This is a genomic window from Nocardia sp. NPDC051321 (assembly GCF_044455225.1).
In the GTDB taxonomy this organism is placed as follows: domain Bacteria; phylum Actinomycetota; class Actinomycetes; order Mycobacteriales; family Mycobacteriaceae; genus Nocardia.
Genome location: NZ_JBITEM010000010.1, coordinates 174,193 through 194,835, shown reverse-complemented (window position 1 = coordinate 194,835; position 20,643 = coordinate 174,193). Strand labels below are relative to the sequence as shown.

The following is a 20,643-nucleotide window of genomic DNA, read 5'->3' as shown; positions in this document are numbered from 1 at the left end:
ACTGAGATCGAGCCCCGGAATCTCATTGCGCCGCAGCGGCTCGTTCTGCCTGCCTGGCCGCCACCCGATCCCGCTGTTCCTCGAATCTGGTTGCCTTCTCGGCTAACTCGTCGAGGTACGCGCTGAGCTTGTCGCGGGCGCGTTCGCCCTCGCCGGATAGATCGGTGCGCTCGAACACATTCCAGGCCCGCAGCACCGGCCGCACCACCACGTCGAGATGCTGGCGCAGGTCGTAGATGCCGTGTTTGGCGAGCAGGACCGCGTTGCGGCGGAAGTTCGGCTGAGTGAGACCCGGCATCTGGAAGCGCGTGACGATGTCGGTGATGGCACGCAGCGTCTCGTTCGGCATCAGGTCCAGCGCGGCGGCACTGAGGTTGCGATAAAAGATCATATGCAGGTTCTCGTCGGCGGCGATCCGTTGGAGCATACGCTCGGCGATCGGTTCGTCGCACGCTGTTCCGGTGTTCCGATGACTGATTCTAGTGGCCAATTCTTGTAGGGTCACATAGCTGACCGAACGCAGAAATTGCGGTCCTTTCACAGGTTTCGCTACACCCGTGGTCATATGCGCCATCCTGGCCTGTTCCAGAAGCACCGGATCGACCGCGCGGGTGACCACCAAATAGTCGCGCATGACGATGGCATGGCGGTTCTCCTCGGCGGTCCAGCGGCCGACCCAGGTGCCCCACACGCCGTCCAGGGAGAACGATTCCGAGATCTCGCGGTGATAGGACGGCAGATTGTCCTCGGTGAGCAGGTTGGTCACCATCGCGGTCCTTGCCACCTCGGTGAGCTTCGATTGACCTGGCTCCCAATCTATTCCACCCATCGCGGCGAAATTGCGTCCGTCGTCCCATGGCACATAGTCGTGTGGGTGCCATGCCTTGGCCTTGCGCAGGTGGTCGTTGAGCAAACGTTCTGCGACGGGTTCGAGTTCGCGGAGAATATCGCGATCGGTCAGCGCGGTGGTCACACGTGCTCCTTTTGCTCGGCGCGGGCAGCTCGGCGAATTCGACACTAAGCGGGAAAGATCAAGCGGAGCGTCCTATTTCGTGATCATTGGTCGAGGTGACGACGGGAATCCGGGCCTGCTGGGCCGGATCACAATCGGTCGCCTCCGGCGATTCGGCCACCCGGTAGAGACCGGGCGGCCTGCCCGCGGCGCGGATGCGGTCCAGCAGATCGTGGGTGCGAGCGGCGAGCTCCGGTATGCGCGACGTAGCGCCGGTGGCCAGCACGGCGGTCAGCGGCACCGCCGCGGCATCGGCCAGCATGGCGAGCACCTCGGCGGTCATCGCCGGTGCGCCGATGCGCACGGGCCGCACGTCGGCAGGCACCAGCACGGTGCCGCCCGCGGCGGACAGCAGCGACAACGCGCGCGAGCCGAGCGGATCGGCCAGCGCGGCCTGCACCCTGCGCAGCTTGCGCCGGGCCACCGCGGCGCCCGCACCCGGTCTTCGCTCGTCGGGATGGGCCGGAATGCTCAGCGCCACCACCTGATACGCCGGCGCGACGGCGATCCCGGTCTCGCTCACCAGTTCCCCCACCGCATGGCCGCCGAGCAGCGCGGACACCAGCGTCTGCGCCGCGGTCTGGTGTTCCCTTGCCACTAGGCGATGTTCGTCGACATACGCGGTCGACGACGTGCCGGTCACCATTTCCAGCACCCGCAGCATCAGCTGTGCACCGGCGACGACATCGCCGCCTTCGGTATGTGCCGCAACGAATTCCAGGCCGGACCGGATTTCGTCGTGATAGGCGGCGAGCACGGTTTCCAGCGACACCCCCTCGCGCGCCCATCGCGTTGCGGCACCGGCGATTTCGGGTGGCTGGACGGCTAGGGCCGACGTGCGCGGCGCGAGCGACTTGACGGCCGCCGCCACACAATTCCTGGTGGTGGTCGCGACATCACCGGGCGGCGCGCTGCCCGCTCGTGGCGCCAGGTAGTCGAGAAGTTTCGACGCCAGTAGCTCGGAACTCGAACTCATCCGCATAGCCGTCATGACTCACAAAGGCTAGCGACGAATCGTGATGAAATCGGGATACGATCGCGAAATCGGGGAAGTCATCAGGGATCACGACACTCGTTGGGCGAAATCACAAGCACCCGAGTGAGTTTCGCTACGTCAACCGCCCCATACGAGAAATATTCCGGTGCCGAGGCGCATTTCGTGCACAATGGTTGTCACTTCGACATGGCTCCGCGGCCCCCGAACAATGTGTCGACGCAGCGCCGACCGCGCATTTCGGCGCTGCGTCGACGTCACCTTAACGCCAGCTGACCGCCCCGAACAGACATCTCCGCGATCCTGTGGAACTGTCATCGGCGCGTAGCGGGCCGACTGTTGAGTTGCACAAAATCCGTGTTCCTTCGCAGGCAGCGCGGGCTCTTCGTTAGACCACGCGCGTCACGGCCAAACCTGTGAGCTGGTCCACGGGATCTGACGAACAACTGTGCAGTAGCTCTCACCACGGTTAACATCGAGCGCTGCGCCCCGTACGGCGACGCTGCAGAGTTTCGAAGGGCATGACAAACCACAATGAACGAACGAAGTGAGCCGAGCACGTCGCGCGAGAAGCTCGAGCAGTTGCGGGGGATCCTGGAGCTTGCCGCGGAACCCGCCGGCGAAGTCGGCATCGCCAAGCGCAAAGCCAAGGGCATACCGAGCGCGCGGCAACGCGTACGCGCGCTGCTCGACCCTGGCAGCTTCGTGGAGATCGGCGCGCTCGTCCGGCAGCCCGGCGCGAGCAACGCGATGTACGGCGACGGCGTGGTCACCGGTCGCGGCCACATCAATGGCAGGCCCGTGGTGGTGATCGCGCACGACCAGACCGTGCACGGTGGCTCGGTCGGCGAGATGTTCGGCCGCAAGGTCGCCGCCGCGATGGAGTTCGCCTACGAGAACGCCTGCCCGGTGGTGGCGATCAACGACTCCGGCGGCGCCCGCATCCAGGACGCGGTGACCTCGCTGGCCTGGTACGCGTTGATGTGCCGGCGGCAGGAGGATCTGTCCGGCTTTGTGCCGCAGGTGGCGATCATGCTCGGCAAGTGTGCGGCAGGCTCGGTGTACGCCCCGGTCAATATGGATGTGCTGGTCGCGACGGACAAGTCGTACATGTTCGTCACCGGCCCCGAGGTGATCAAGGCGGTGACCGGCGAGGTGGTGAGCGCCGAGGAGCTCGGCGGCGCGGCCGTGCAGGCGCGCAACGGCACGCTGCACCATGTGGCCCGCGACGAGCAGGCCGCCTTCGACTGGGTGCGCGACTATCTCGGCTACCTGCCGACCAGCTGCCTGGAGCAGCCGCCGGTCGTCAACCCAGGCCTCGAGCCCGAGGTGACCAGCCATGACCTGGAACTGAATTCGATCATTCCGGATTCGGACAAGGTCGGCTACGACATGCACGAGATCCTGCTCCGGATCTTCGACGACGGCGAGTTCCACGAGCTGGCCGCGGCCACCGCGCAGAACCTGATCACCGGCTTCGCCAGGGTGGACGGCCGCAGCGTCGGCGTGGTCGCCAACCAGCCGCAGGTGCTCGGCGGCGCGCTCGACGCGCAGTGCTCGGACAAGGCGACACACTTCATCCGGCTGTGCGATGCCTACGGGCTGCCGATCATCTTCGTGGTGGACACCCCTGGCGTGTTGCCCGGCATCGAAGAGGAACGCAACGGCGTGATCAAGCGTGGCGGACGGTTCTTCCGCGCGGTGATCGAGGCGACCGTGCCGATCGTGACGATTGTGACCCGCAAGGCCTACGGCGGCGGCTACGCGGTGATGGGCTGCAAGCAGCTCGGCGCCGACATCAGCTTCGCCTGGCCGACCGCGCGCATCGCGGTGATGGGGGCGGAGAGCATGGTCGGCATCATCGGCCGCAAGCAGCTCGAGGCCACCCCCGTCGATCAGCGGGCCGCGGTGCGCCAGCAGATGATCGACTTCTACAACGCGACCATGGCCACCCCGTGGATCGCGGCCGAGCGCGGTTACGTCGACGCGGTCATCGAGCCGTCACAGACCCGGCTGGAGATCCGTAAGGCGCTGCGCCTGCTGCGCGACAAGAACACCGCCAAGGCGAATCCGCGCAAGCACAGCCTGCTGCCGGTCTGATCCACTCGCCCGGTTGTGCCGAGTCACAACCGAACCGGGCGCCGGTCGTGGCGTATCCGGTGATCGGCGTTCTCGCCGAACAACTTCGGGCGCGATACCTTAACGTCGAGACCGTGCCCGGATGTCGTTCGCCGCGACCCGGGCACGCGACGTGCCCGCCAGGCCTGAACCCTACCCTCGCCCGGCGGGCGCGTCGCACTTTCGATCAGCTGTGGCTACCCCACCGCAGATCCGCGGTGGCCCACTCCATTTCCCACATCCGCAGGCGCTTACGGTCGAGGCTGCGGCGCAGCGCGAAGTAGCAGGCGCCCACCGCGATGAGCACGCCGAGCAGCGCGCCGGAGGTGAGCAGCACCGCCTTGCTGAGCGCCTGGGTTTGCGACGGCGGCTCGACGATCTTGTTGGCACCGTTCAGCCAAATGGCAACGGACTGACCGGGTTGCACCACGGTCGTCGATTGATAGTCGGCGAGGTGTGTGACGCCGTCGGCGTCTTTCCACTGCACCTTGGTCGGCATGATCGGCGCGTACAGCGGTGCCTTGCCGGTCTCGGTCACCGTCGCGTCCACCTGATGCAGCTGCGCCGTTTTCGCTTGCACCACAGCGGTTTCGGTGTGATAGACCCGGACGCCGACGGCGAGCACCAGCACCGGAACGATGATCAGGAACACCAGCGCCAGTGCCGCGGCGACCATGGTCTGCACGCGATCTTCTCTGCGGCGCATCGGATTTCGGTCCAGTCCGACGCGGCGGCACGTCCTGCGATACATATTCACCGACGCTGTGGTCATGACGGTGACTCCTCGGTCCGGAATTCGATGGTGAGTGCGACGAGTGTGGCGAAATAGTCCTCGATGAGGTCGGGTAGGGCGCTCGGATCGTCACCGGCGGCCCAGGACTGCAGCGCCGAGATGAGCAGGCCCGCGCCCGCGGCTACCGCGGTGGCCGGGCGCAGGTCCCGCTCCGGGTCGACGTCGAGCCGGGCGGCAATGATCCGCACCGATTCTCGCTGACCTTCGATGCGGATGCGCTGATATCCGGCGAAAAGTTCGGGTTCGTCCTCGAAACGCTGGAACAGCGCCCAGCGCCGGGCCAGCAGCGTGGCGCGCTCGCCGCCGTATTCGACCGCGAACCAATCGTGGACCGCGTTGCGGTAGGCCAGCAGCGGCGATTCGTGCAGTGGGCGGCGGCACAGCGCCTCGTTGAACAGGTGGACGTCCTGGTCGACATCGCCGAGGACGGCTTCGGCGATGGACGTGAAATGACGACTGAAGGTGCGCCGGGTTACCCCGGCCCGCACCGCGATGTCCTCGACGGCTACCGCGCCGAGCCCCCGCTCGGTGAGCAGGTCGAAGGCCGCACGCGACAACGCTTCCCGGCTGCGCCTGGTGCGCAGCCGGCGGCCATCCAGATCGACACCATCGTCGCTCATATCGTCAGTTTACCACCTTATTGTCCCAATGGGACAATACTTCGCGCCCAGTGCCGACCCGTGTCGGGGTACCAGAGCGGGGTGGGTCGCACTCAGCGCGAGACGAGCATTCGTCTCACCTGTCACATGCCCAATTCAGCCGAGCCGAATCATGTGGCGTAGTGGAACTCAGACCCTGCGGGTGCTCGACGGCTGATCGAGGATCGGCGGCTGACGGCGGCGCAGCGCTTTCAGCAGCGAGATGGTGTATTCGGGCGGCGCGGCGTGCACCGAAAGTTGGTTCGCCACAGCGCGATACGCGTCCAGGTCGGCCTGCTTGTCCAGATACAGCGCACTGGTGAGCTGCTGCAAGTAGACGATATCGGGCAGGTCGGCCTCGGCGAAGCGCAGGATGGTGAACGCGCCGTCGGCGAGCGCGGGGCCGCCGACATGGTCGGCCAGCACCTGGACGATGACGTTCTTCTTGTCGACGACGCGCAGCAGGTGATCGATCTGCTCGTTCCACACGGTGGAGCCGCCGATCGGGCGCGACAGCGCCGCCTCCTCGACGACCACCCACAGTTGCGGCGGGTTCGGCCGGTCGAGGATCTCCTGGCGGCGCATGCGCAGCGCGACCCGCCGCTCGATCGAGGGCGGCGGCTCGCCCGAGTGCGCCAGCGACAGCAGCGCCCGAGCGTAATCGGGGGTTTGCAGCAGCTCGGGCACCGCCCGCGGTTCGTAGGCGCGCACCAGCGTGGCCGCCTGCTCGAGGCCGAGGTAGGTGTCGTACCACTTGGGCAGCCAGTCGTTGTCGCGATGCCACCAGCCCGACGCGTTGCCCTGCCGCGCCAGTTCCAGGTATTCCTCGCGCTCGATCGGATCGGTGACCTGGTAGAGGTCGAGCAGATCGACCAGATCGCGCACCCGGAATCCGGTGCGGCCGAGCTCGAGCCTGCTGATCTTCGAATGCGAGCCGCGAATGGCCTCGCCCGCGTCCTCGCGGGTCATCCCGCAGTTCTCGCGAAGTTTGCGCAGCCTGCCGCCGAGCACCATCCGCAGCACGGTCGGCCCGCCCGCCGGACTCACCCCGTGGACTATCGGGGAATCAGCCGAATGTCGAGCCGCCAAAGGACGCATACCTAAAGTTTGCCATGCGAAGCTTGCCTGTTTCTACTGACCAAAGACTCTGTGCCGATATCGAGCCGCAAGTCCAGTGCCCGCCCAGAACGCGAAATCTGGGCGGAAGGACCGGTCCGCGTCAGCGCAGCGCGACATCCGCCGTCGCCCGCCCGAACAGCTTCCTGCCGTCGCAGGTCGCGGTGAGCGCGACGGTAGCCATTCGCCGCTCGGGATCGAGCGACTTGATCTTGCCCCGGAACTCGATCTCGCTCGCCTTGGTCGCCGCGACCGGCGCGAAACCGGCGAACCGCACGCCGTAACCGGTGACGGCCGCGGGATCCCCCAGCCACGAGGTCAGGTAGCCCGCGCCAAGGCCCATGGTGAGCAGACCGTGCGAGACGACATCGGGCAGTCCCGCGCTGCGGGCGACCACGTCGCTGAAGTGGATCGGATTCGAATCACCGGACACGCCTGCGTAATTCACCAGATCGCCGCGGGACAACGGCATCGAACGCACGGGCAGTTCCATGCCGACTGCGAGCTCGTCGAAGCTCGGCACGGTGCGCGGCGTCCGCCGGTGATCGAGCGGGTCGGCCTGCGCGGGTGCGTCGAAACATTCGACAACGCCCGCCTCCGCGCCGATGGTGGCCCGCTGGGTCGCGACGTCGGTGCGGTCGGCCGTGGACTGCCCGCTCATGATCACGCCGTCGACCGCGGCCCGCAGGTCGGTGGCGATATCCACGCCGGTTTGCGCGACCGCGGTGGAGGTCGCGGTCTGCAGCAGTTCCTTGTGCTGATTGGTGAGCAGGTTCTTGGTCACCATGAAGTCTTTGTCACCGAACTGCCGGAACGACTCGATGTAGGAGACGCAGTGCAGCTGATCGCCCGCCAGCACCGGTCGGTGCACCTGGATCGACTGTTCGGTCTGCAGCACCTGGCCGATGTCGTAGGCGGTGAGCACGGACTCGAACATGTTGCGCTGCATCAACATCAGCACGATCGAGGTGAAGGTCAGCGGCGCGAGCAGGGCGTCGTACCCCAACTCGGCGGCGGCGTCCTCGTGCCAGTGTGCCGGATGCCGGTCGTGCACAGCGCGGGCGAATTCCCGGATCTTCTCGCGCCCTACCTCGTAGTGCTCGGTCATCCGGTACTGCCGTCCTACCAAGGCAAGTGCCTGTTCGGACGCGGTGGTCGTGATGTCGTTCATGTGCCTCTTTCGCGAATCCTGGCGTCAAGCTCGCCCGGACCGGCCCACAATACCGAAACGCGGCAGAGTCGCACCGCCGGGGCGGCAGGTCCGGACTTGGCCCGACCGACATCGGGGGGAAAGGGTTGTCCGTGATAGATCGCGGCAAACGTGGCAAACGCTAACACCGATTATCTAGCGGGCTTGACGACACACCGGTGAATGGCAAACGGTCAGCACTCATTCGGCGCTTGCACACCATGCAGCCGTTGATCCAGCCACAGCATCGCCTCGGGATAGCCGAGGCCGCCCGCGATAAGGTGCTCGCCGAGCACGCTGCGATATACCGATGGCACGCCGAGCCTGCATTGCTCGAGGTAGAGATTGCGAGCACCCTCGGCCGGGATCCAGAATTCCTGCTCGCCGTTGTAAATATAGAGCGGCGTACCAGATTTCATATCCGCCATCTTGGTTATCCGGAATATCTCGTCGGCCACCCCGGAGTGCAGCGGGTCGGGGATGTTCGCGGCGATATCGATCGGCAGCATGAGCACTCCGATCAACCCGTAGGTGCTGCCGCACAGGTCCTTCGCCGGCGAGGTCGCCACCCACTGCGCCAGATTGTTCATCCTGGCCAGGATCTCCGGGCGTTCCCTGCCGATGCCGAAGACCGCCGCCATGAACACCGCCGAGGCCAGGTTGCCGTTCATGCTGCGCGACAGGATCTCGTAGTCCGCGGGCACACCGCCAAGCGCCGCGCCGACGATCACGTCCGCCAATTCCGGTGCGTAACTATCGATCAGTTTCACCGCACCGTGCGTGGCGATGGCGCCCCCCGAGTAACCTGCCATGCCGAATTTGCTCGCGCCGAACTCCGCCGGGAGGAAGCCGCGCACCGCGCGGATCGAGTCGAGTACCGCGTGCCCGGCGACGTATGGCTCCGCGTAGGCCATCCACGGGCCCTCGTGATCCGGAATGAGCACCGCGTATCCGCGCAACGCCGCGACGTAGGTGGTGGGCGGAATGAAATCGGTGACGCTGGTGTCCGGGTTGAATCCGTGCGACAGCGTGTAACTGGGGGTGCAGGTGCGGCCGAGCGCGTCGATAGGCAGGTTGTTGACCACGACCGGCCGTGCACCCCCGCCGGGCCAGGCCGCGGCCGGAACCACCAGTGTCGCAGTGGCATAGGACGGTTCGCCGTGCGCGTCGGTGGTCCGGAATTTCAGCAGCTGCGCGCGTTGGATCGGCAGCAGCATGAGTGGCGCGGTCGTCGGCGTAATGTCACGTGACTCTATGACCTGGCCCTCGGCGAAGTCCGCGAGGTTCGCCGGCCAGGCATCGAACATCGGATCACCGATGTTTCCCGGCAGCGCGGCGTCGCGCAGCGCGATCAGCGGCGGCGGCATGCTGGCGGCCTCCCACACCGGCGACGGCTCCTGCGGCGCGGACGCGATCGGCGGGGGCGGAATCACCTGATCGATCAAATTCTGCAGGCCGGGCAGCAGCGAACCACCGTCCGGAGGCGGCGGGAACAGACCCGGAAACTGCGGCAGTGCGGGCAGTTCCGGCAGCGCCGGTGGCCCAGGCAGCGGCTCGGCAACCGCCTGCCCCGTCATTGTCGGGCAGATGATCAAGAGTGCCACGGCAATGGCAGGCAAGCATCTCATGGCACACGCCTTTGGGTGCGGACGTCAGGTTCACCTGGCACCCAGGAAGACGCGGCTTCCCCGATAAGGCCCCCTGTTGTACCAGACAGTCAGGCTAACCCGCCGCACCCGCCACAATGCGATGAAACGACCGAGTTGTGTATGACACGTGGCCGAACCGCAACAACCGAGCTCGCGTCTCGCGTCAGCAGTTGCTTGGTGCGGCCTCCCCTCGGAAGCGTGCGTCCAACCAATTCAGCGCGTCCGGAATGCCGAGCACCGCAGCGGTGAGGTGATCGGGCACGGGGATCTGTTCGGTCTGCACCGTCGCACCGGCGGTGCACCAGCGCTTGTCGGTATTCACCACCGCGTCGACCGGTATCAGCCCGTCGATCGGTGAATGCCATTCGAATACCGGCATTTTCGGTACCCCGTCGTAGAGCTCGAGGCTGTTCTCCTCCACCACGCCGCGTGCGGTGTTGTCGTTGATCATCGACGTCGTCTTCGCGAAGTCGAGCGCTCCGTGTCCGGCACCTGCGGAGAGGATGTCGTTGGTGCAGCTGTTGGCCATCTGCGCGCGAGCGGCGAGGCCACGATCATTCAGCTGGTCGCTGAGCGGGAAGCGGTCGGGATACTCACGTTCCAGTCCGAGACCGGCGGCCAGCGCCAACCCGAACACCGGATGCGAACTGAGACCGAGCGACTCCAGCATCTTCACCAGATTCATCGGCACGCCACCCATGGCCGCGCCCGCGATGTCCAGATCCGGCGCGTAGGCCGGTTGCAGCGCCGCGGCCCAGGCGGTGGCCATGCCGCCGCCGGAGTAGCCGACCATCGCCACCTTGCTCTTCGCCACCTCGAGCTCGGCCACCTGTTTGACCGCGCGGATGCCGTCGAGGGTGATCTGGCCGCCCAGCTTGGCGGCACCGTAGGCGAAATTCGGGCCGAGATGATCAGGCAGTGCGACAGTCCAACCACGCTGCAGCAGCACATTCCAGCCGGGCGCCTCGCGGACGATCAGGTTCGGATCGCCGGTGTAGAGGACCTTGGAGACCGAACATTCGGCGCCGAGTCCGTTGATGATGTGCTGAAAGGACAGCAGCGGGCCGTCCTTCGCGTGCACCCGCGGGGTGAGCACGGTGGTGGTCGCCGCGATCGGCTGGTTCTCGGAGCTGGTGGAGCGGAACCGGACCACGGTGACCGTGGTGTCCGGGAAGATCAGCAGCGGCGGCATCACGCGGGTCGCGAGGACATCGCCCGGCTTCTTGTCCGCGATATCCGCCGGTGTCGCATAGAAGGGATCCGGGTCCGGTGCGGGATACAGGGGGGCGCTGTGGCCTGGTCCGGCCATCGTGGCGACGAGCACCAACCCGGCCGCCATCGCGCCGAACGCGCGAGCCAATCGGGTGCGGGTCGCTCCCCTGCTCATCGAACGTAGGGCCTGACTCATCGATAGGTGCCTCTCGAATGGTCCAACGTTGTGACTCATCCTCGACAATTTCGGCACCGAGCGGCAGATCGCGTAGCGATCATGTTGAGAACTCACAAGTTTGGAGCGACCGGTCTGTGATGGTTCGGCGCATTCGCTCGTGACACTGCCCCACCGCCGCGAGCACCCCCTGTGACATGTCCAGCCAACGAGACGGAACATGTTCTCCTCCATGTCACGGCTCTACCTTTCACAGGTAACCGGCGCGGATGCCGCGCCCGGCCCGGAAGGAGACGGTGGCATGGACGGCACTGCGCGCAAACTCGCTTACCGCGAAGATATCGACCAGGTACCGACGCGACGCGTCACCGTCTACTTCGACGGCCCAACCCCTGACGACGCGATGGTCCTCGAGTACGCGGCAAGCAGCACCGAGGCGTGGGAATTCACCTCCGCCGCCGTGCATGCCGGACTCACGGTCACGGTGGACGGCATGCTGCGCCCAGGGTTGCGCCGGCTCCCCTGCCGATCGCTCTGGCACTGAGCGGGTTTCGTCGGACATGCGACGAAAGTCGCCACGTTTCAGCACATTCTGCGCATCAGCAGCGCATGCCAGTCGGCAGTGAGTGCCATTCTGGCGGTCTAGACAGGAAGAACGCGGCGTAGGAAGGCAACGGCGTCGGGCAGCGCCGCCCGCGCGGCACCGAGGTGATCGCCCGGGTACAGATGGGTTTCGAGGTCGGTGCCCGACGCGGTCAGCTCGGCGACCAATTTCGCGGTCAGCGGCGGCGGCACCTCCATGTCGGTCAGGCCCTGACCGACGAAGAGCGGAATCGTGTACCCGCCGGTCGGTATTCGCATCATCTGGCTGGCCGCCGCCGTCAGCGCAGGATCATTCAGCGATCTGGCCAGCATCGCGCCGATCGGGACATCGGCAAGACGGGCGTTGGCCTCGGTGACGCACTCCGTCTCCACCACCCGCAGCGCGTCCTCGCCGATCGGCGTCAGGTAGCTGTCCACATCGAGTTCCGGTGCGCTGGCCCGCAATCCCGCCAGCAGCATGGCGACGTAGGCGGGGGTCTTCTCCAGCGGCAGGCGCGGAATCCACGGCCCGGCAAGCGGGAGCAGCAGATCCAGGTTCGACGGCGGGCCGGTCGCCGCCGCGCCGCGCAGCTGCAGTTCCGGCGCGTCGGTGGGGCCGAGGTGCGCCGTGAACAGCGCGGCCTGCGCGCCCTGCGACTGACCGAGCACCGCCCATCGGGTACCCAACTCCGGCGCGACCGCCCTGGCGGCTCGGACACCGTCGATTACGCTGCGCGCCTGCGAAGGTCCGTCCAGATAGGGATGCGTGCCCGGCGTGCCGAGCCCGACGTAGTCCGAGATCACCACCGCGTACCCGGCCCGCAGCAGCTCGGGGTACAGCGAATCCAGGTAGTACACGCGGGGTTCCAGGGTGAACGCGCACTGATCGGCGATGCCGGTAGTGCCGTGCGCGTAGGCGACGATCGGCCAGCCGCCCGCCGGTGCCGGGCCCGGCGGCACGTAGACGACTCCGGTGCTCTGCATCGGCCCGCGTGGCCCGCGCGACCAGTAGGTCAGCCGCTCGGCGGTCGCCGCGCCGTCCACCCGGAAACGCCCGGCCAGCTCCACCTGATTCGTCACCGTCCCCGGCGCCTCGCCCGTACCCGCCACCGCCGGTGGCGCGAGTGCGACACCTACCGAGATCACGACCCCGGCCGCCCCCGCCATGATCCGTGCACATGTCATCGAACGACTATCCCGACCGCACGATCTTGGGGCAAGCCACCACAATCGGTGGCCTATGCGGGGGCAGGCTTGACGTTTCAGTACCTGTCGCAGGGTATAGCTAGGCTTCGTTGCGAGCTGGAGAACTATCAAAGGTACCGGCCGGTCGCTAGGCTCGAAGGACAGCGCCGGGCGATCCTGGGCTGACGCGAAAGGAGCCGGAGTGCGACACCCGAACCGGCCGACTCGCATGCCTGTTGTACTCCACGCCCGAACGACCGTACTGCTGTGTGCCGCAATACTGCCGACCGCGGCGGCCTGCGGGTCGAGTGAACCCGCCGCCGTATCCGCCGTCACGACAACGATTTCCGCGACGCCGCCCCCGACGTCCGCGGCACCGAGCACCGCGCCCACCGTCGACCCCTTCGCCGGCCTGCCGCTCATCGACCACACCGACTGGACCGAGGCCGTCGACGGCCCGCGGCTGCTCGTCTACCCCACGCCCGCTGGACGGCAGACCAGCTTCCCCGGCACCGACGAACGCGCCTGGCAAGAGGTGCTCGAACACGCACCGGACGCGGACACACCCGGCATGCGCGACCAGTTCGTCTGCCATTGGACCTGGGCGCGGCTGGTCCAACCGGACAAACCGAGCTGGAATCTGGAACCCTGGCGCCCGGCGGTCGGCTACCAGGCCACCGTCGACGCGCGCTGCAACCCGGGTGGCCCCGAACGCTGAGCCCGGACCACCCTCGATCGGAAGGACCGACCCATGCGCACTGTCATCGCAGGCGGACACGGCAAGATCGCGCTGCTGCTCGCCGAACTGCTGACCCGCCGCGGCGACCAGGTGGTATCGCTCATCCGTAATCCGGATCAAGCCGCCGACATCACCGCCGTGGGCGCCGAACCCGCCGTGCTCGACCTGGAACACGCCGACGCGGCGGACCTGCTCAGCACGCTGCGTGGCTCGGACGCAGTGGTTTTCGCGGCGGGCGCGGGACCGGGCAGTAGTGCCGAACGGAAGTACACTGTCGACCGGGACGGCTCCGTCCGGCTGGCCGACACCGCCGAACGGGCGGGCATACGGCGTTTCGTGCAAATCTCCACGATGGGCGCCGGTCGACCTCCCGCACCCGGGAGCGACGACATCTGGGCCGCCTATATCGACGCCAAGACGCAGGCCGAGAACGACCTGCGCAAGCGCGCGCTGGATTGGACGATCCTGCGGCCCGGCCGCCTGGTCGACACCGCGGCTACCGGCCTGGTCACCCTTGCCACGCCGCCGGTTTCGCGGGGCGACATCGCGCGCGCCGACGTTGCCGCCGTACTCGCCGGACTGCTCCCCGCAGCGCACACCGCGGGCGCGACACTCGAGCTCGTCTCCGGCGACACGGCGATCGACCGGGCGGTGGCGGCGCTGGCGGACGGTACCAATTCCGAGGGTGCCGCCCCCCTTACCGATTGACGTTCACCTTCTCGTTAGGAGCGAGCAACCTTGTTCAGCCGCATCGTATCCATGAAAATCCGGGAGGGATCGCGCGCCGACTTCCTCGACGCCATCTCGCGTAGCGCGGTCTCCTCGCTGCGAGACGAGCCGGGTTGTCTACGCTTCGATGTCTGCGCCGACCGCCTCGACCCGCATCGATTCTTCCTCTACCAGCTCTATACCGATGACGAGGCGGCCGAGGCGCACCGCTTCACCGAACATTTCCTGGCGATGCGCGACGCGGCGGACAAGTACGTGGAACCCGGAACGCAGATTCACTACAGCACAGACGTTCTTTTTGCCAACTGATCGTCTTATTGCTACACCGTGTCAGCAAACTTGCAGACGCCTAAACCCGCACGTGCGCTTGCAAATCGATCGTGCAGATGTACTTGCATCTGAAAGGTGCAGCGACCTAAACTCAGTCGCGCAACGCTTTACAGGGGACAACCAGGGGAGGCCGGATGGTCGAGCCGAAGGCCGAAGTCGCCGTGGGTCCGCCGCCGCCAAACGTCAGGGGCGTTCGAATGAACCAACCACTTTCCGGCGCTCGGCTCGGAATAGCCGCCGCCGCACTGGTCGACAAGCCAGCGAACGGTACAAAAATGAGCACACCCACGGCCCGGAGCGGCCAAAGGAACACCGCGTACTCGCGGGAAACCGCCGTCGCGTTCGTCATCGATGCCGTCGAGTCCAAGGGCGCGGCCACCCGGCACGATTTCGACATCGACCGGATCGTCACCACCGCGCACGATGTGGTCGACGACTGGGACTTCCACACCATGCAGCCCTCGACGTTCTGGCGGATTGCCTCCAGCTTCATCAGGCTGTAAGACTTCCGGGCATCCCGATGTCCGGCGGACGCCGAATTGCCTTGTACCGCAAGCGCTGAGCCAACATGCTCCACTGGCGATGATCTACCCTCGGGCGCAGGGTTTGCGGCACAAGGCAATTGGGCGCGGAGTCGGATCGAGCCATCAGACGGCGCACGCGCCGCATGATGATGCGCCCCGGTCGAATCACCTCGCGCCGCTAACGAACTACCAGGCGCCCAATTCGAATTATATTGTGCCCGTATGACATTGCGGGGCACTTGTGCCAAGTTCCGAGACGCCCGTGCCGAATTCCGAGGCGCTCGTACAGAATTGCACCGTGCCCGCGTTGAGCTACACCGCGCCCGCGTCGAACGCTGCCACGTCCGCCGTGAATTGCACTGCGTCCACGTGGAATTGGTCGGTGTCAGCATGGAATCGCCGGGCGCGCAATCGCATCGGCCTCCCCCACCGAATTGCCCCGCGCCACCCGCACTCATCGCCCCGCCGCGCGGCGGTGACGTGGCACGTAGCAGTCCATTCTTGACGGCTGATCGCGTGCGTGGCCACGTAACGCGCGCCGAATAGCGCAGCGCGCCTGGCGAATCTCGTTGCCACGCAGAATCGCACACAGCGGCCTGACGCCCGCGCGGCAAACGGGCCCGAACAGCACTCGGACCAGACCACCACGGCCGGTTTCGTGACGCGTGGCGTTCTGGTCTATCTGTACTGACGCGCTTCACAATGATCCCCTCGCGGGTGATCAGCTACCGTAGCCCTCGGCATACTTCCGAAGGATCTCCACCGACTTCTCCGGCCGCTCGGCCTGCACGCTGAGCCGGTCCATTACCGACAGGTACAGCGCGAGGTCTTGCCGCCGATCCAGATACAGCGCACTGGTCAGGTGTTCGAGATACACGATGTCGGGTAGCTCGGACTCAGCGAAGCGCAAAATGCTGAACGAGCTTCCCGCGGCGGCATGTTCACCCGCCGAGTAAGGCAACACCTGCACGGTGACCGTCGGCAGGCTGGCGAGCTGGATCAGGTGCTCCATCTGCTCGCGGTGCACCCGAGGCCCACCGACCGGCCGATGCAACGCTGCCTCGTCGATTACCGCCCACACGATCGGCGGATCCGAGCGATGCAGAATCTCTTGCCTGCGCTGACGTACCTGGACCCGCCGATCGGTGTCGGCATCCTCATACCCGAGCGCCACTACCGCCCTGGCGTATTCGGGGGTTTGCAGTAGTCCGGGAACAAGATGCGCCTCGTAGGTGCGAATCTTGCTCGCTGCCTGTTCGAGTCCGAGGTAGGTGCCGAACCACTGTGGCAGCAGATCGCTGTAGCGATGCCACCAACCCGGCTCGTTCGCCTGCCTGGCCAGATCGAGGAACCGCTCGCGCTCATCGACGTCGTTGACGCCATATAGCGACAGCAGGTCCCTGATATCGCGTTCCTTGAAACCGGTGCGGCCCAACTCGAGACGACTGATCTTGGCGTGCGAGCCACGAATGGCATCGCCCGCCGCCTCGCGGGTGATTCCTTTGGCCTCTCGCAGCCTGCGCAACTGGCCGCCGAGTGCGATACGTAGCACTGTCGGACCACGTTCCGCGACAACGGGATGCACCTGACCATCGTCGTCGGGTTCAGCGATCATTGAGTTCGTCTCCGATACTCGGGGGTTGCCCACAGTGTGTCACAACCACCTGTCGCGAAACACACCGCACCGATCGCCTATGTTACCGCTCAACTCGTCAGATAGTCGAACTCCCCCGCCTTCGCGCCGCGAACGAACGCGTCGATTTCAGGACGGGTGTAGAAAAGCGTTCCACCTTCGGGATCGCGCGAGTTCCGCATAGCCACCTCGCCGTTGGACGCCTCGGCGACCTCGACGCAGTTGCCGCTCGGATTGCTGTAGGAGCTCTTGCGCCAGGTGCCAGTGATCTTGGTGATGGATGTATCCGACATGTTCCCCACTCCTCGGTTACGCCGTTCGGGTCATTTGGTTCGTGCATCTGCACGCTCAAACGTTCTTGCATTTGCACCAACAGTTTGGACGATAGCACGAAGTTCGCCACCGCGCCTCTACTATTTCCGACCATCCGGTCCGGGATCTGAGGCGCCAGTGTTTCGCCCAAAGAACCGACTGGTCAGGAGGTCGATCGGGACCTTCCTGCGTTGGTGAATCTTGTACTGTCGCAGGCTGAATTGGAAGTAACAGTCCGTCGCGACAGCCCCGGTGCGCACCGCCGGCACGCGCCCGCACCGGTGTCCCGAGGAGCCGAATCCCATGCCCGACTAGGACAACCAGCCTCGTGATCCGCGTCCGCGTCCGCACGATCGATGGTGCTTGTCCAATCGGGGACGTCGCCCACCAGCACCTCGCCGGAAGGCGTGACCCCTATATAGAGGCCGACGACCACGATCGCGTCGTCGCCGCCACGCAGCACGTGCTCGACCTCGACTAGCTGTTCGGCGGGATGTTCATGGGCGTGCCCGACCACGCCGTACATCGCGCGGACGCCATGCCATTCGGCAGCTACCTCGTCGTGGGGGACGACAGCGTTGGGTACGCGAAGCTGAGCGAGAACTACTCCAGAACCCGCGACGCGCCGTAGATTTCGCGCCTCGAGCAACAGATCCGCGATCGCTTCGACGGACTGGAACCCGTTGAGCCAGGCCTGGTTGCGATCGCCCGATGGCGAACCGCCGCCGCGCTCAAGGCCCTGACCAGGCGGAACTCTTCCTACCGCGCAGTAGCTCGCAAGCCGTAGCCGGACCGGAGACGCGAACGATGGGCGGCGACGTCTGCCATTCCGATAGATGTCGGCCCAAGTTCATCGTGGCCGTCTGTGCAAATGTACTTGCATCTGTAAGCTACGGCGGCATAGACTCGAACCCATATCGGGGAGGTACGCAGGGAGATTCGAGCCGGCGGCGCCTACACAGCAACCTTCCCACACGCCACACGCGAGGGGCGGTCGAATGAGCCAGCCATTCCGGACTCCCCGCCGGGTTGCCGTCATCGGCACCGGCGTCGAGACTTTGCGGCAGTGTCCCGCTCCGGTCCAGGTCTCCGACTGCGGTGTCGAACCACCCGGCCTTACCTACCGGCTGGCGCGCGACATCCTGTCCGCCCACGAGGTACACGGCCCGCAGTGCAGGCAGTGGCTCGCCGCGGCGGCCTACCTCTCCGCCGGTCTCGACGACGAATAGTCGCTCGAACCCCTTTGGCACACATCAATGTTCGAGCCAGCCGAACATTCCACGCAGCATAACGCGCGCGCGCCGATGTCCCGGCACAGTGGGATGTCACGAACGGATCAACCCATAATGCCGTAGGCTCCCAATGGATCTCGCCGATAACTCCCCCGGCGCAGTACCCTTTCGTATAGTGAGCCGAACGATTCGGGCACAGTTCTATTACGCCCGACGTGGCAATGGAGCGACCGAATGACCTTCTCCGCGCTGCATCTTCCCGCCGATTCGTCCGACACGGCGCTCGAAATCGGTGGCCAGCCGGCTTCGGTGCCCCTGCAGAACACCGACCGAGTGGCCTCGCGAATGGTGGGATATTTCGCCACCTGCATGGCACCGTGCCGCTCTCTTCCTGGCGAACAATTACGCGGCGACGTCACCAAACTCACCCGCAGCTGCCTGGGTTTGGTCGCCGAGATGTTCGACCGGCGCACCGTTCCCGGTGACGAACAATTCGGCGAGGTCCGCGAGGCCGCGGCCCAGTGGGCCAGGGAAGGCGTGCCGCTCAGCACGATTCTGCGCGGCTACCACGAAGGGGTGCGCATCGCGTTCGGCCTGGTCACCGCGCCCGCCAGGGCCGATGACCTGGATGAACTGCTGGTCGCGACCGATCTCATGCTGGAACTGCTGGAGGCGGTCACCGCCGCCGTGGCCGATTCCTACGTCGACGAACAGCATCTGGTCGCCAAGGAACACCAGACCGCGGCGCAGACCCTCGCCTCCGCGCTGTTGAGCGGACGGGGTAGTTCGGCACTCGCCAGGCAGGCCGGTATCCCGATCGCCGACGCGTATCAGGTGGTGGCCCTGTCCCTTTCGGAACATCCGGATGAACGCGATTCGCGGGTCGACGCGCACGTCGCGGCCCGCCGCAAGCTGCGCAGGTTGCAATCCGCGCTGGCCACCGTGTTCGCCTCGCGTGCGCTCGCGCTGCTCAGCACCAAGGGCGGCACGATGCTCATCCCGGTCGGCGAGAGCGACGACACCGCCATGACCGCCGAGACACTGACCCGGCTAGCCGAGGCCGCCGAGGTGCCGCTCACCGCAACGGTCGTCGCCAGCGGCACCGACGAGGTTCCCGAATCCGCCGACCAGGCACACGAATTGCTCAATCTGGTGCGGGTGGGTGGCAAGCCCCCTGGCCTCTATCAAATGGCCGACCTGGCGGTGGAATATCAACTCACCCGCGGCGGCCCGGCGACCCGGCGGATCGCCACCATCCTCGACCCGCTCGAGGCGCATGCCGAACTGTTCGAGACCATGCGCGCCTACCTCGGCAACGATATGAATCGCCAGCTCACCGCGCGTCAGCTATATGTGCACCCGAATACGGTCGACTACCGGCTGCGCCGGATCGCCCAGCTCACCACCATCGACCTGGCCACTTCGGCCGGGATTTCGCAGGCGGCCATCGCCCTGCTCGCCCGCGATTTGGACAACAGCGTCACCCGCCGCCTGTGACAGTCGTATGACAGGGCACTAGCCACCAGAGCGGAACCTTGGGATCCTGAAACTGCCGCGGACATCTGGATGGTGAAAATGCGAATAGCCGAGATCTTACGCAGGAAGGGCAGCGACGTCGCCACGGTCGCACCCGACACGACAATACGAAGCCTGTTGGCCACGTTGGCCGAGCACAATATCGGTGCTGTTGTCGTGTCACGTGACGGCGAAGGGATCGTCGGGATAATCTCCGAACGCGACGTGGTGCGCAACCTGCACGCGCGCGGCGCGGAGCTGCTCGACACGCCGATATCGGAGATCATGACCACCGACGTGCGTACCTGTGCGCCCGACGACGAGGTCGACGGGCTACGAAACACCATGACCGAGCATCGGATTCGGCACCTGCCGGTGGTGGATCAGGGCAGGTTGGTCGGCATCGTCAGCATCGGCGATGTGGTGAAGAGCGCGATCTCCGAACTGGCGACCGAGAAGCAGCACCTGGTCGAGTATCTACAGGGCAAGTACTGAGCCTGCCGCGGCCCTCAGACGCTGCCGAGGTCCGCGGAGAGCCAGTGCTCTGGCCGCAGATACACCACGACCTGATCGCCGAAGTTCGCCGCCTGCTTCAGGTAATTGTCGACGGCGTCGCCGCTCAGATACCGCTTGACCATTTCCATGTGCAGTTCGTCGGTCAGCGGCACGATCTTGGACACCGAACCCTCGACCGAGACGTACCGAGTGGTCGGTTCGGTGCGCTGCGCCATCAGGGTGAACCGTCCGGCCTCTTTGATCAATCGGATTTTTTGCGAGTCGGCCCCGGTGGTCAGCCACGGCTCGGATCCGGGCTCGTACTGGTACCAGATGGGGACGGACAGCGGGCCCCGACCGGGTCCACCTGCCACGGACAACGCCGCGATATGCGGCTGCGCGAGGAACTCTTGACGCTCTTTCAAGGTCAAAGCCATGGTCTCCACCTTAGCGTGTGAAAGCCGTTGCCCT

At 65.9% G+C, this 20,643-nt stretch carries 22 protein-coding genes; 10 read left to right on the top strand and 12 right to left on the bottom strand.

The window, feature by feature from the left end:
- Positions 1-22: 22 nt before the first annotated feature.
- Together ACIA8C_RS24710 and ACIA8C_RS24705 are read right to left on the bottom strand one after the other, a co-directional pair.
- Positions 23-973: an acyl-ACP desaturase gene (locus ACIA8C_RS24710; RefSeq protein WP_397138512.1), complete on the bottom strand. Its 951-nt coding sequence runs from the start codon at positions 971-973 to the stop codon at positions 23-25.
- 58 nt (positions 974-1,031) lie between these two features.
- Positions 1,032-1,988: a transcriptional regulator gene (locus ACIA8C_RS24705; RefSeq protein ID WP_397138510.1), complete on the bottom strand. Its 957-nt coding sequence runs from the start codon at positions 1,986-1,988 to the stop codon at positions 1,032-1,034.
- Between the two features lie 552 nt (positions 1,989-2,540).
- Between ACIA8C_RS24705 and ACIA8C_RS24700 the strand changes: the two genes are divergently transcribed.
- Positions 2,541-4,106 (top strand): acyl-CoA carboxylase subunit beta, encoded by a 1,566-nt coding sequence (locus tag ACIA8C_RS24700; protein ID WP_397138508.1) that lies wholly within the window; start codon positions 2,541-2,543, stop codon positions 4,104-4,106.
- Positions 4,107-4,311: 205 nt separating this feature from the next.
- Here ACIA8C_RS24700 and ACIA8C_RS24695 read toward each other — a convergent pair whose 3' ends face one another.
- From ACIA8C_RS24695 to ACIA8C_RS24670, 6 genes are all read right to left on the bottom strand, one after another.
- Positions 4,312-4,896, bottom strand: a complete 585-nt coding sequence (locus ACIA8C_RS24695; protein WP_397138506.1) for a hypothetical protein — start codon at positions 4,894-4,896, stop codon at positions 4,312-4,314.
- The gene (locus ACIA8C_RS24690) at positions 4,893-5,537 is read right to left on the bottom strand and encodes a TetR/AcrR family transcriptional regulator (protein WP_397138504.1); all 645 of its coding nucleotides are present in this window, start codon (positions 5,535-5,537) and stop codon (positions 4,893-4,895) included. The genes ACIA8C_RS24695 and ACIA8C_RS24690 overlap by 4 nt, the downstream gene beginning before the upstream one ends.
- 168 nt (positions 5,538-5,705) lie before the next feature.
- The gene (locus ACIA8C_RS24685) at positions 5,706-6,569 is read right to left on the bottom strand and encodes a helix-turn-helix domain-containing protein (RefSeq protein WP_397138923.1); all 864 of its coding nucleotides are present in this window, start codon (positions 6,567-6,569) and stop codon (positions 5,706-5,708) included.
- 205 nt (positions 6,570-6,774) lie between these two features.
- Entirely contained in the window at positions 6,775-7,842 is a 1,068-nt protein-coding gene (locus tag ACIA8C_RS24680) for a fused (3R)-hydroxyacyl-ACP dehydratase subunits HadA/HadB (protein ID WP_397138502.1), read from the bottom strand.
- A 212-nt stretch (positions 7,843-8,054) separates the two neighbouring features.
- Positions 8,055-9,488, bottom strand: coding sequence for a lipase family protein (locus tag ACIA8C_RS24675; protein WP_397138501.1), 1,434 nt, complete (start codon positions 9,486-9,488; stop codon positions 8,055-8,057).
- 184 nt (positions 9,489-9,672) lie between these two features.
- Positions 9,673-10,896: a lipase family protein gene (locus ACIA8C_RS24670; RefSeq protein ID WP_397138499.1), complete on the bottom strand. Its 1,224-nt coding sequence runs from the start codon at positions 10,894-10,896 to the stop codon at positions 9,673-9,675.
- 220 nt (positions 10,897-11,116) lie between these two features.
- On the opposite strand from ACIA8C_RS24670, the gene ACIA8C_RS24665 reads away from it, so the two are divergent.
- Complete coding sequence (locus ACIA8C_RS24665) at positions 11,117-11,440, top strand: hypothetical protein (RefSeq protein ID WP_397138497.1); 324 nt, start codon at positions 11,117-11,119, stop codon at positions 11,438-11,440.
- Between the two features lie 98 nt (positions 11,441-11,538).
- Here the strand turns inward: ACIA8C_RS24665 and ACIA8C_RS24660 are convergent, their stop codons facing one another.
- Positions 11,539-12,663, bottom strand: coding sequence for a lipase family protein (locus tag ACIA8C_RS24660; protein ID WP_397138495.1), 1,125 nt, complete (start codon positions 12,661-12,663; stop codon positions 11,539-11,541).
- Between the two features lie 229 nt (positions 12,664-12,892).
- On the opposite strand from ACIA8C_RS24660, the gene ACIA8C_RS24655 reads away from it, so the two are divergent.
- From ACIA8C_RS24655 to ACIA8C_RS24640, 4 genes are all read left to right on the top strand, one after another.
- Positions 12,893-13,381, top strand: a complete 489-nt coding sequence (locus ACIA8C_RS24655; RefSeq protein ID WP_397138493.1) for a DUF2599 domain-containing protein — start codon at positions 12,893-12,895, stop codon at positions 13,379-13,381.
- Between the two features lie 33 nt (positions 13,382-13,414).
- Positions 13,415-14,110: an SDR family oxidoreductase gene (locus tag ACIA8C_RS24650; RefSeq protein ID WP_397138491.1), complete on the top strand. Its 696-nt coding sequence runs from the start codon at positions 13,415-13,417 to the stop codon at positions 14,108-14,110.
- Between the two features lie 30 nt (positions 14,111-14,140).
- Positions 14,141-14,440, top strand: a complete 300-nt coding sequence (locus ACIA8C_RS24645) for a putative quinol monooxygenase (protein WP_397138489.1) — start codon at positions 14,141-14,143, stop codon at positions 14,438-14,440.
- Between the two features lie 296 nt (positions 14,441-14,736).
- A complete protein-coding gene (locus ACIA8C_RS24640; protein WP_397138487.1) occupies positions 14,737-14,964 on the top strand; it encodes a hypothetical protein in 228 nt (75 codons plus the stop codon).
- 742 nt (positions 14,965-15,706) lie between these two features.
- Here ACIA8C_RS24640 and ACIA8C_RS24635 read toward each other — a convergent pair.
- Complete coding sequence (locus ACIA8C_RS24635; RefSeq protein ID WP_397138485.1) at positions 15,707-16,600, bottom strand: helix-turn-helix domain-containing protein; 894 nt, start codon at positions 16,598-16,600, stop codon at positions 15,707-15,709.
- Between the two features lie 89 nt (positions 16,601-16,689).
- Positions 16,690-16,911 carry a DUF397 domain-containing protein gene (locus ACIA8C_RS24630; RefSeq protein WP_397138483.1) on the bottom strand — a complete coding sequence of 74 codons (222 nt, stop codon included), beginning with the start codon at positions 16,909-16,911 and terminating at the stop codon, positions 16,690-16,692.
- Positions 16,912-17,561: 650 nt separating this feature from the next.
- On the opposite strand from ACIA8C_RS24630, the gene ACIA8C_RS24625 reads away from it, so the two are divergent.
- The 4 genes from ACIA8C_RS24625 (at position 17,562) to ACIA8C_RS24610 (ending at position 20,172) form a co-directional block, all read left to right on the top strand.
- On the top strand, positions 17,562-17,717 hold the full coding sequence (locus ACIA8C_RS24625) for an SAM-dependent methyltransferase (protein WP_397138921.1): 156 nt from the start codon (positions 17,562-17,564) through the stop codon (positions 17,715-17,717).
- A gap of 211 nt (positions 17,718-17,928) precedes the next feature.
- Complete coding sequence (locus ACIA8C_RS24620; RefSeq protein WP_357388460.1) at positions 17,929-18,159, top strand: hypothetical protein; 231 nt, start codon at positions 17,929-17,931, stop codon at positions 18,157-18,159.
- Positions 18,160-18,396: 237 nt separating this feature from the next.
- Positions 18,397-19,659, top strand: a complete 1,263-nt coding sequence (locus ACIA8C_RS24615; protein ID WP_397138481.1) for a PucR family transcriptional regulator — start codon at positions 18,397-18,399, stop codon at positions 19,657-19,659.
- 78 nt (positions 19,660-19,737) lie between these two features.
- The gene (locus ACIA8C_RS24610) at positions 19,738-20,172 is read left to right on the top strand and encodes a CBS domain-containing protein (protein ID WP_397138919.1); all 435 of its coding nucleotides are present in this window, start codon (positions 19,738-19,740) and stop codon (positions 20,170-20,172) included.
- A 14-nt stretch (positions 20,173-20,186) separates the two neighbouring features.
- Here the strand turns inward: ACIA8C_RS24610 and ACIA8C_RS24605 are convergent, their stop codons facing one another.
- Entirely contained in the window at positions 20,187-20,609 is a 423-nt protein-coding gene (locus ACIA8C_RS24605) for a pyridoxamine 5'-phosphate oxidase family protein (RefSeq protein ID WP_397138479.1), read from the bottom strand.
- Positions 20,610-20,643: the final 34 nt, after the last annotated feature.

Excerpts from the sequence above, each read along its gene's own strand:
- ACIA8C_RS24615 (WP_397138481.1), top strand. The coding sequence starts at position 18,397 with ATGACCTTCTCCGCGCTGCATCTTCCCGCCGATTCGTCCGACACGGCG.
- ACIA8C_RS24640 (WP_397138487.1), top strand. The coding sequence starts at position 14,737 with ATGAGCACACCCACGGCCCGGAGCGGCCAAAGGAACACCGCGTACTCG.
- ACIA8C_RS24610 (WP_397138919.1), top strand. The coding sequence starts at position 19,738 with ATGCGAATAGCCGAGATCTTACGCAGGAAGGGCAGCGACGTCGCCACG.
- ACIA8C_RS24650 (WP_397138491.1), top strand. The coding sequence starts at position 13,415 with ATGCGCACTGTCATCGCAGGCGGACACGGCAAGATCGCGCTGCTGCTC.
- ACIA8C_RS24605 (WP_397138479.1), bottom strand. The coding sequence starts at position 20,609 with ATGGCTTTGACCTTGAAAGAGCGTCAAGAGTTCCTCGCGCAGCCGCAT.
- ACIA8C_RS24705 (WP_397138510.1), bottom strand. The coding sequence starts at position 1,988 with ATGAGTTCGAGTTCCGAGCTACTGGCGTCGAAACTTCTCGACTACCTG.
- ACIA8C_RS24695 (WP_397138506.1), bottom strand. The coding sequence starts at position 4,896 with ATGACCACAGCGTCGGTGAATATGTATCGCAGGACGTGCCGCCGCGTC.
- ACIA8C_RS24670 (WP_397138499.1), bottom strand. The coding sequence starts at position 10,896 with ATGAGCAGGGGAGCGACCCGCACCCGATTGGCTCGCGCGTTCGGCGCG.
- ACIA8C_RS24680 (WP_397138502.1), bottom strand. The coding sequence starts at position 7,842 with ATGAACGACATCACGACCACCGCGTCCGAACAGGCACTTGCCTTGGTA.
- ACIA8C_RS24700 (WP_397138508.1), top strand. The coding sequence starts at position 2,541 with ATGAACGAACGAAGTGAGCCGAGCACGTCGCGCGAGAAGCTCGAGCAG.
- ACIA8C_RS24660 (WP_397138495.1), bottom strand. The coding sequence starts at position 12,663 with ATGACATGTGCACGGATCATGGCGGGGGCGGCCGGGGTCGTGATCTCG.
- ACIA8C_RS24665 (WP_397138497.1), top strand. The coding sequence starts at position 11,117 with ATGTTCTCCTCCATGTCACGGCTCTACCTTTCACAGGTAACCGGCGCG.
- ACIA8C_RS24685 (WP_397138923.1), bottom strand. The coding sequence starts at position 6,569 with ATGGTGCTCGGCGGCAGGCTGCGCAAACTTCGCGAGAACTGCGGGATG.
- ACIA8C_RS24675 (WP_397138501.1), bottom strand. The coding sequence starts at position 9,488 with ATGAGATGCTTGCCTGCCATTGCCGTGGCACTCTTGATCATCTGCCCG.
- ACIA8C_RS24620 (WP_357388460.1), top strand. The coding sequence starts at position 17,929 with ATGAGCCAGCCATTCCGGACTCCCCGCCGGGTTGCCGTCATCGGCACC.
- ACIA8C_RS24655 (WP_397138493.1), top strand. The coding sequence starts at position 12,893 with ATGCCTGTTGTACTCCACGCCCGAACGACCGTACTGCTGTGTGCCGCA.
- ACIA8C_RS24690 (WP_397138504.1), bottom strand. The coding sequence starts at position 5,537 with ATGAGCGACGATGGTGTCGATCTGGATGGCCGCCGGCTGCGCACCAGG.
- ACIA8C_RS24635 (WP_397138485.1), bottom strand. The coding sequence starts at position 16,600 with ATGATCGCTGAACCCGACGACGATGGTCAGGTGCATCCCGTTGTCGCG.
- ACIA8C_RS24630 (WP_397138483.1), bottom strand. The coding sequence starts at position 16,911 with ATGTCGGATACATCCATCACCAAGATCACTGGCACCTGGCGCAAGAGC.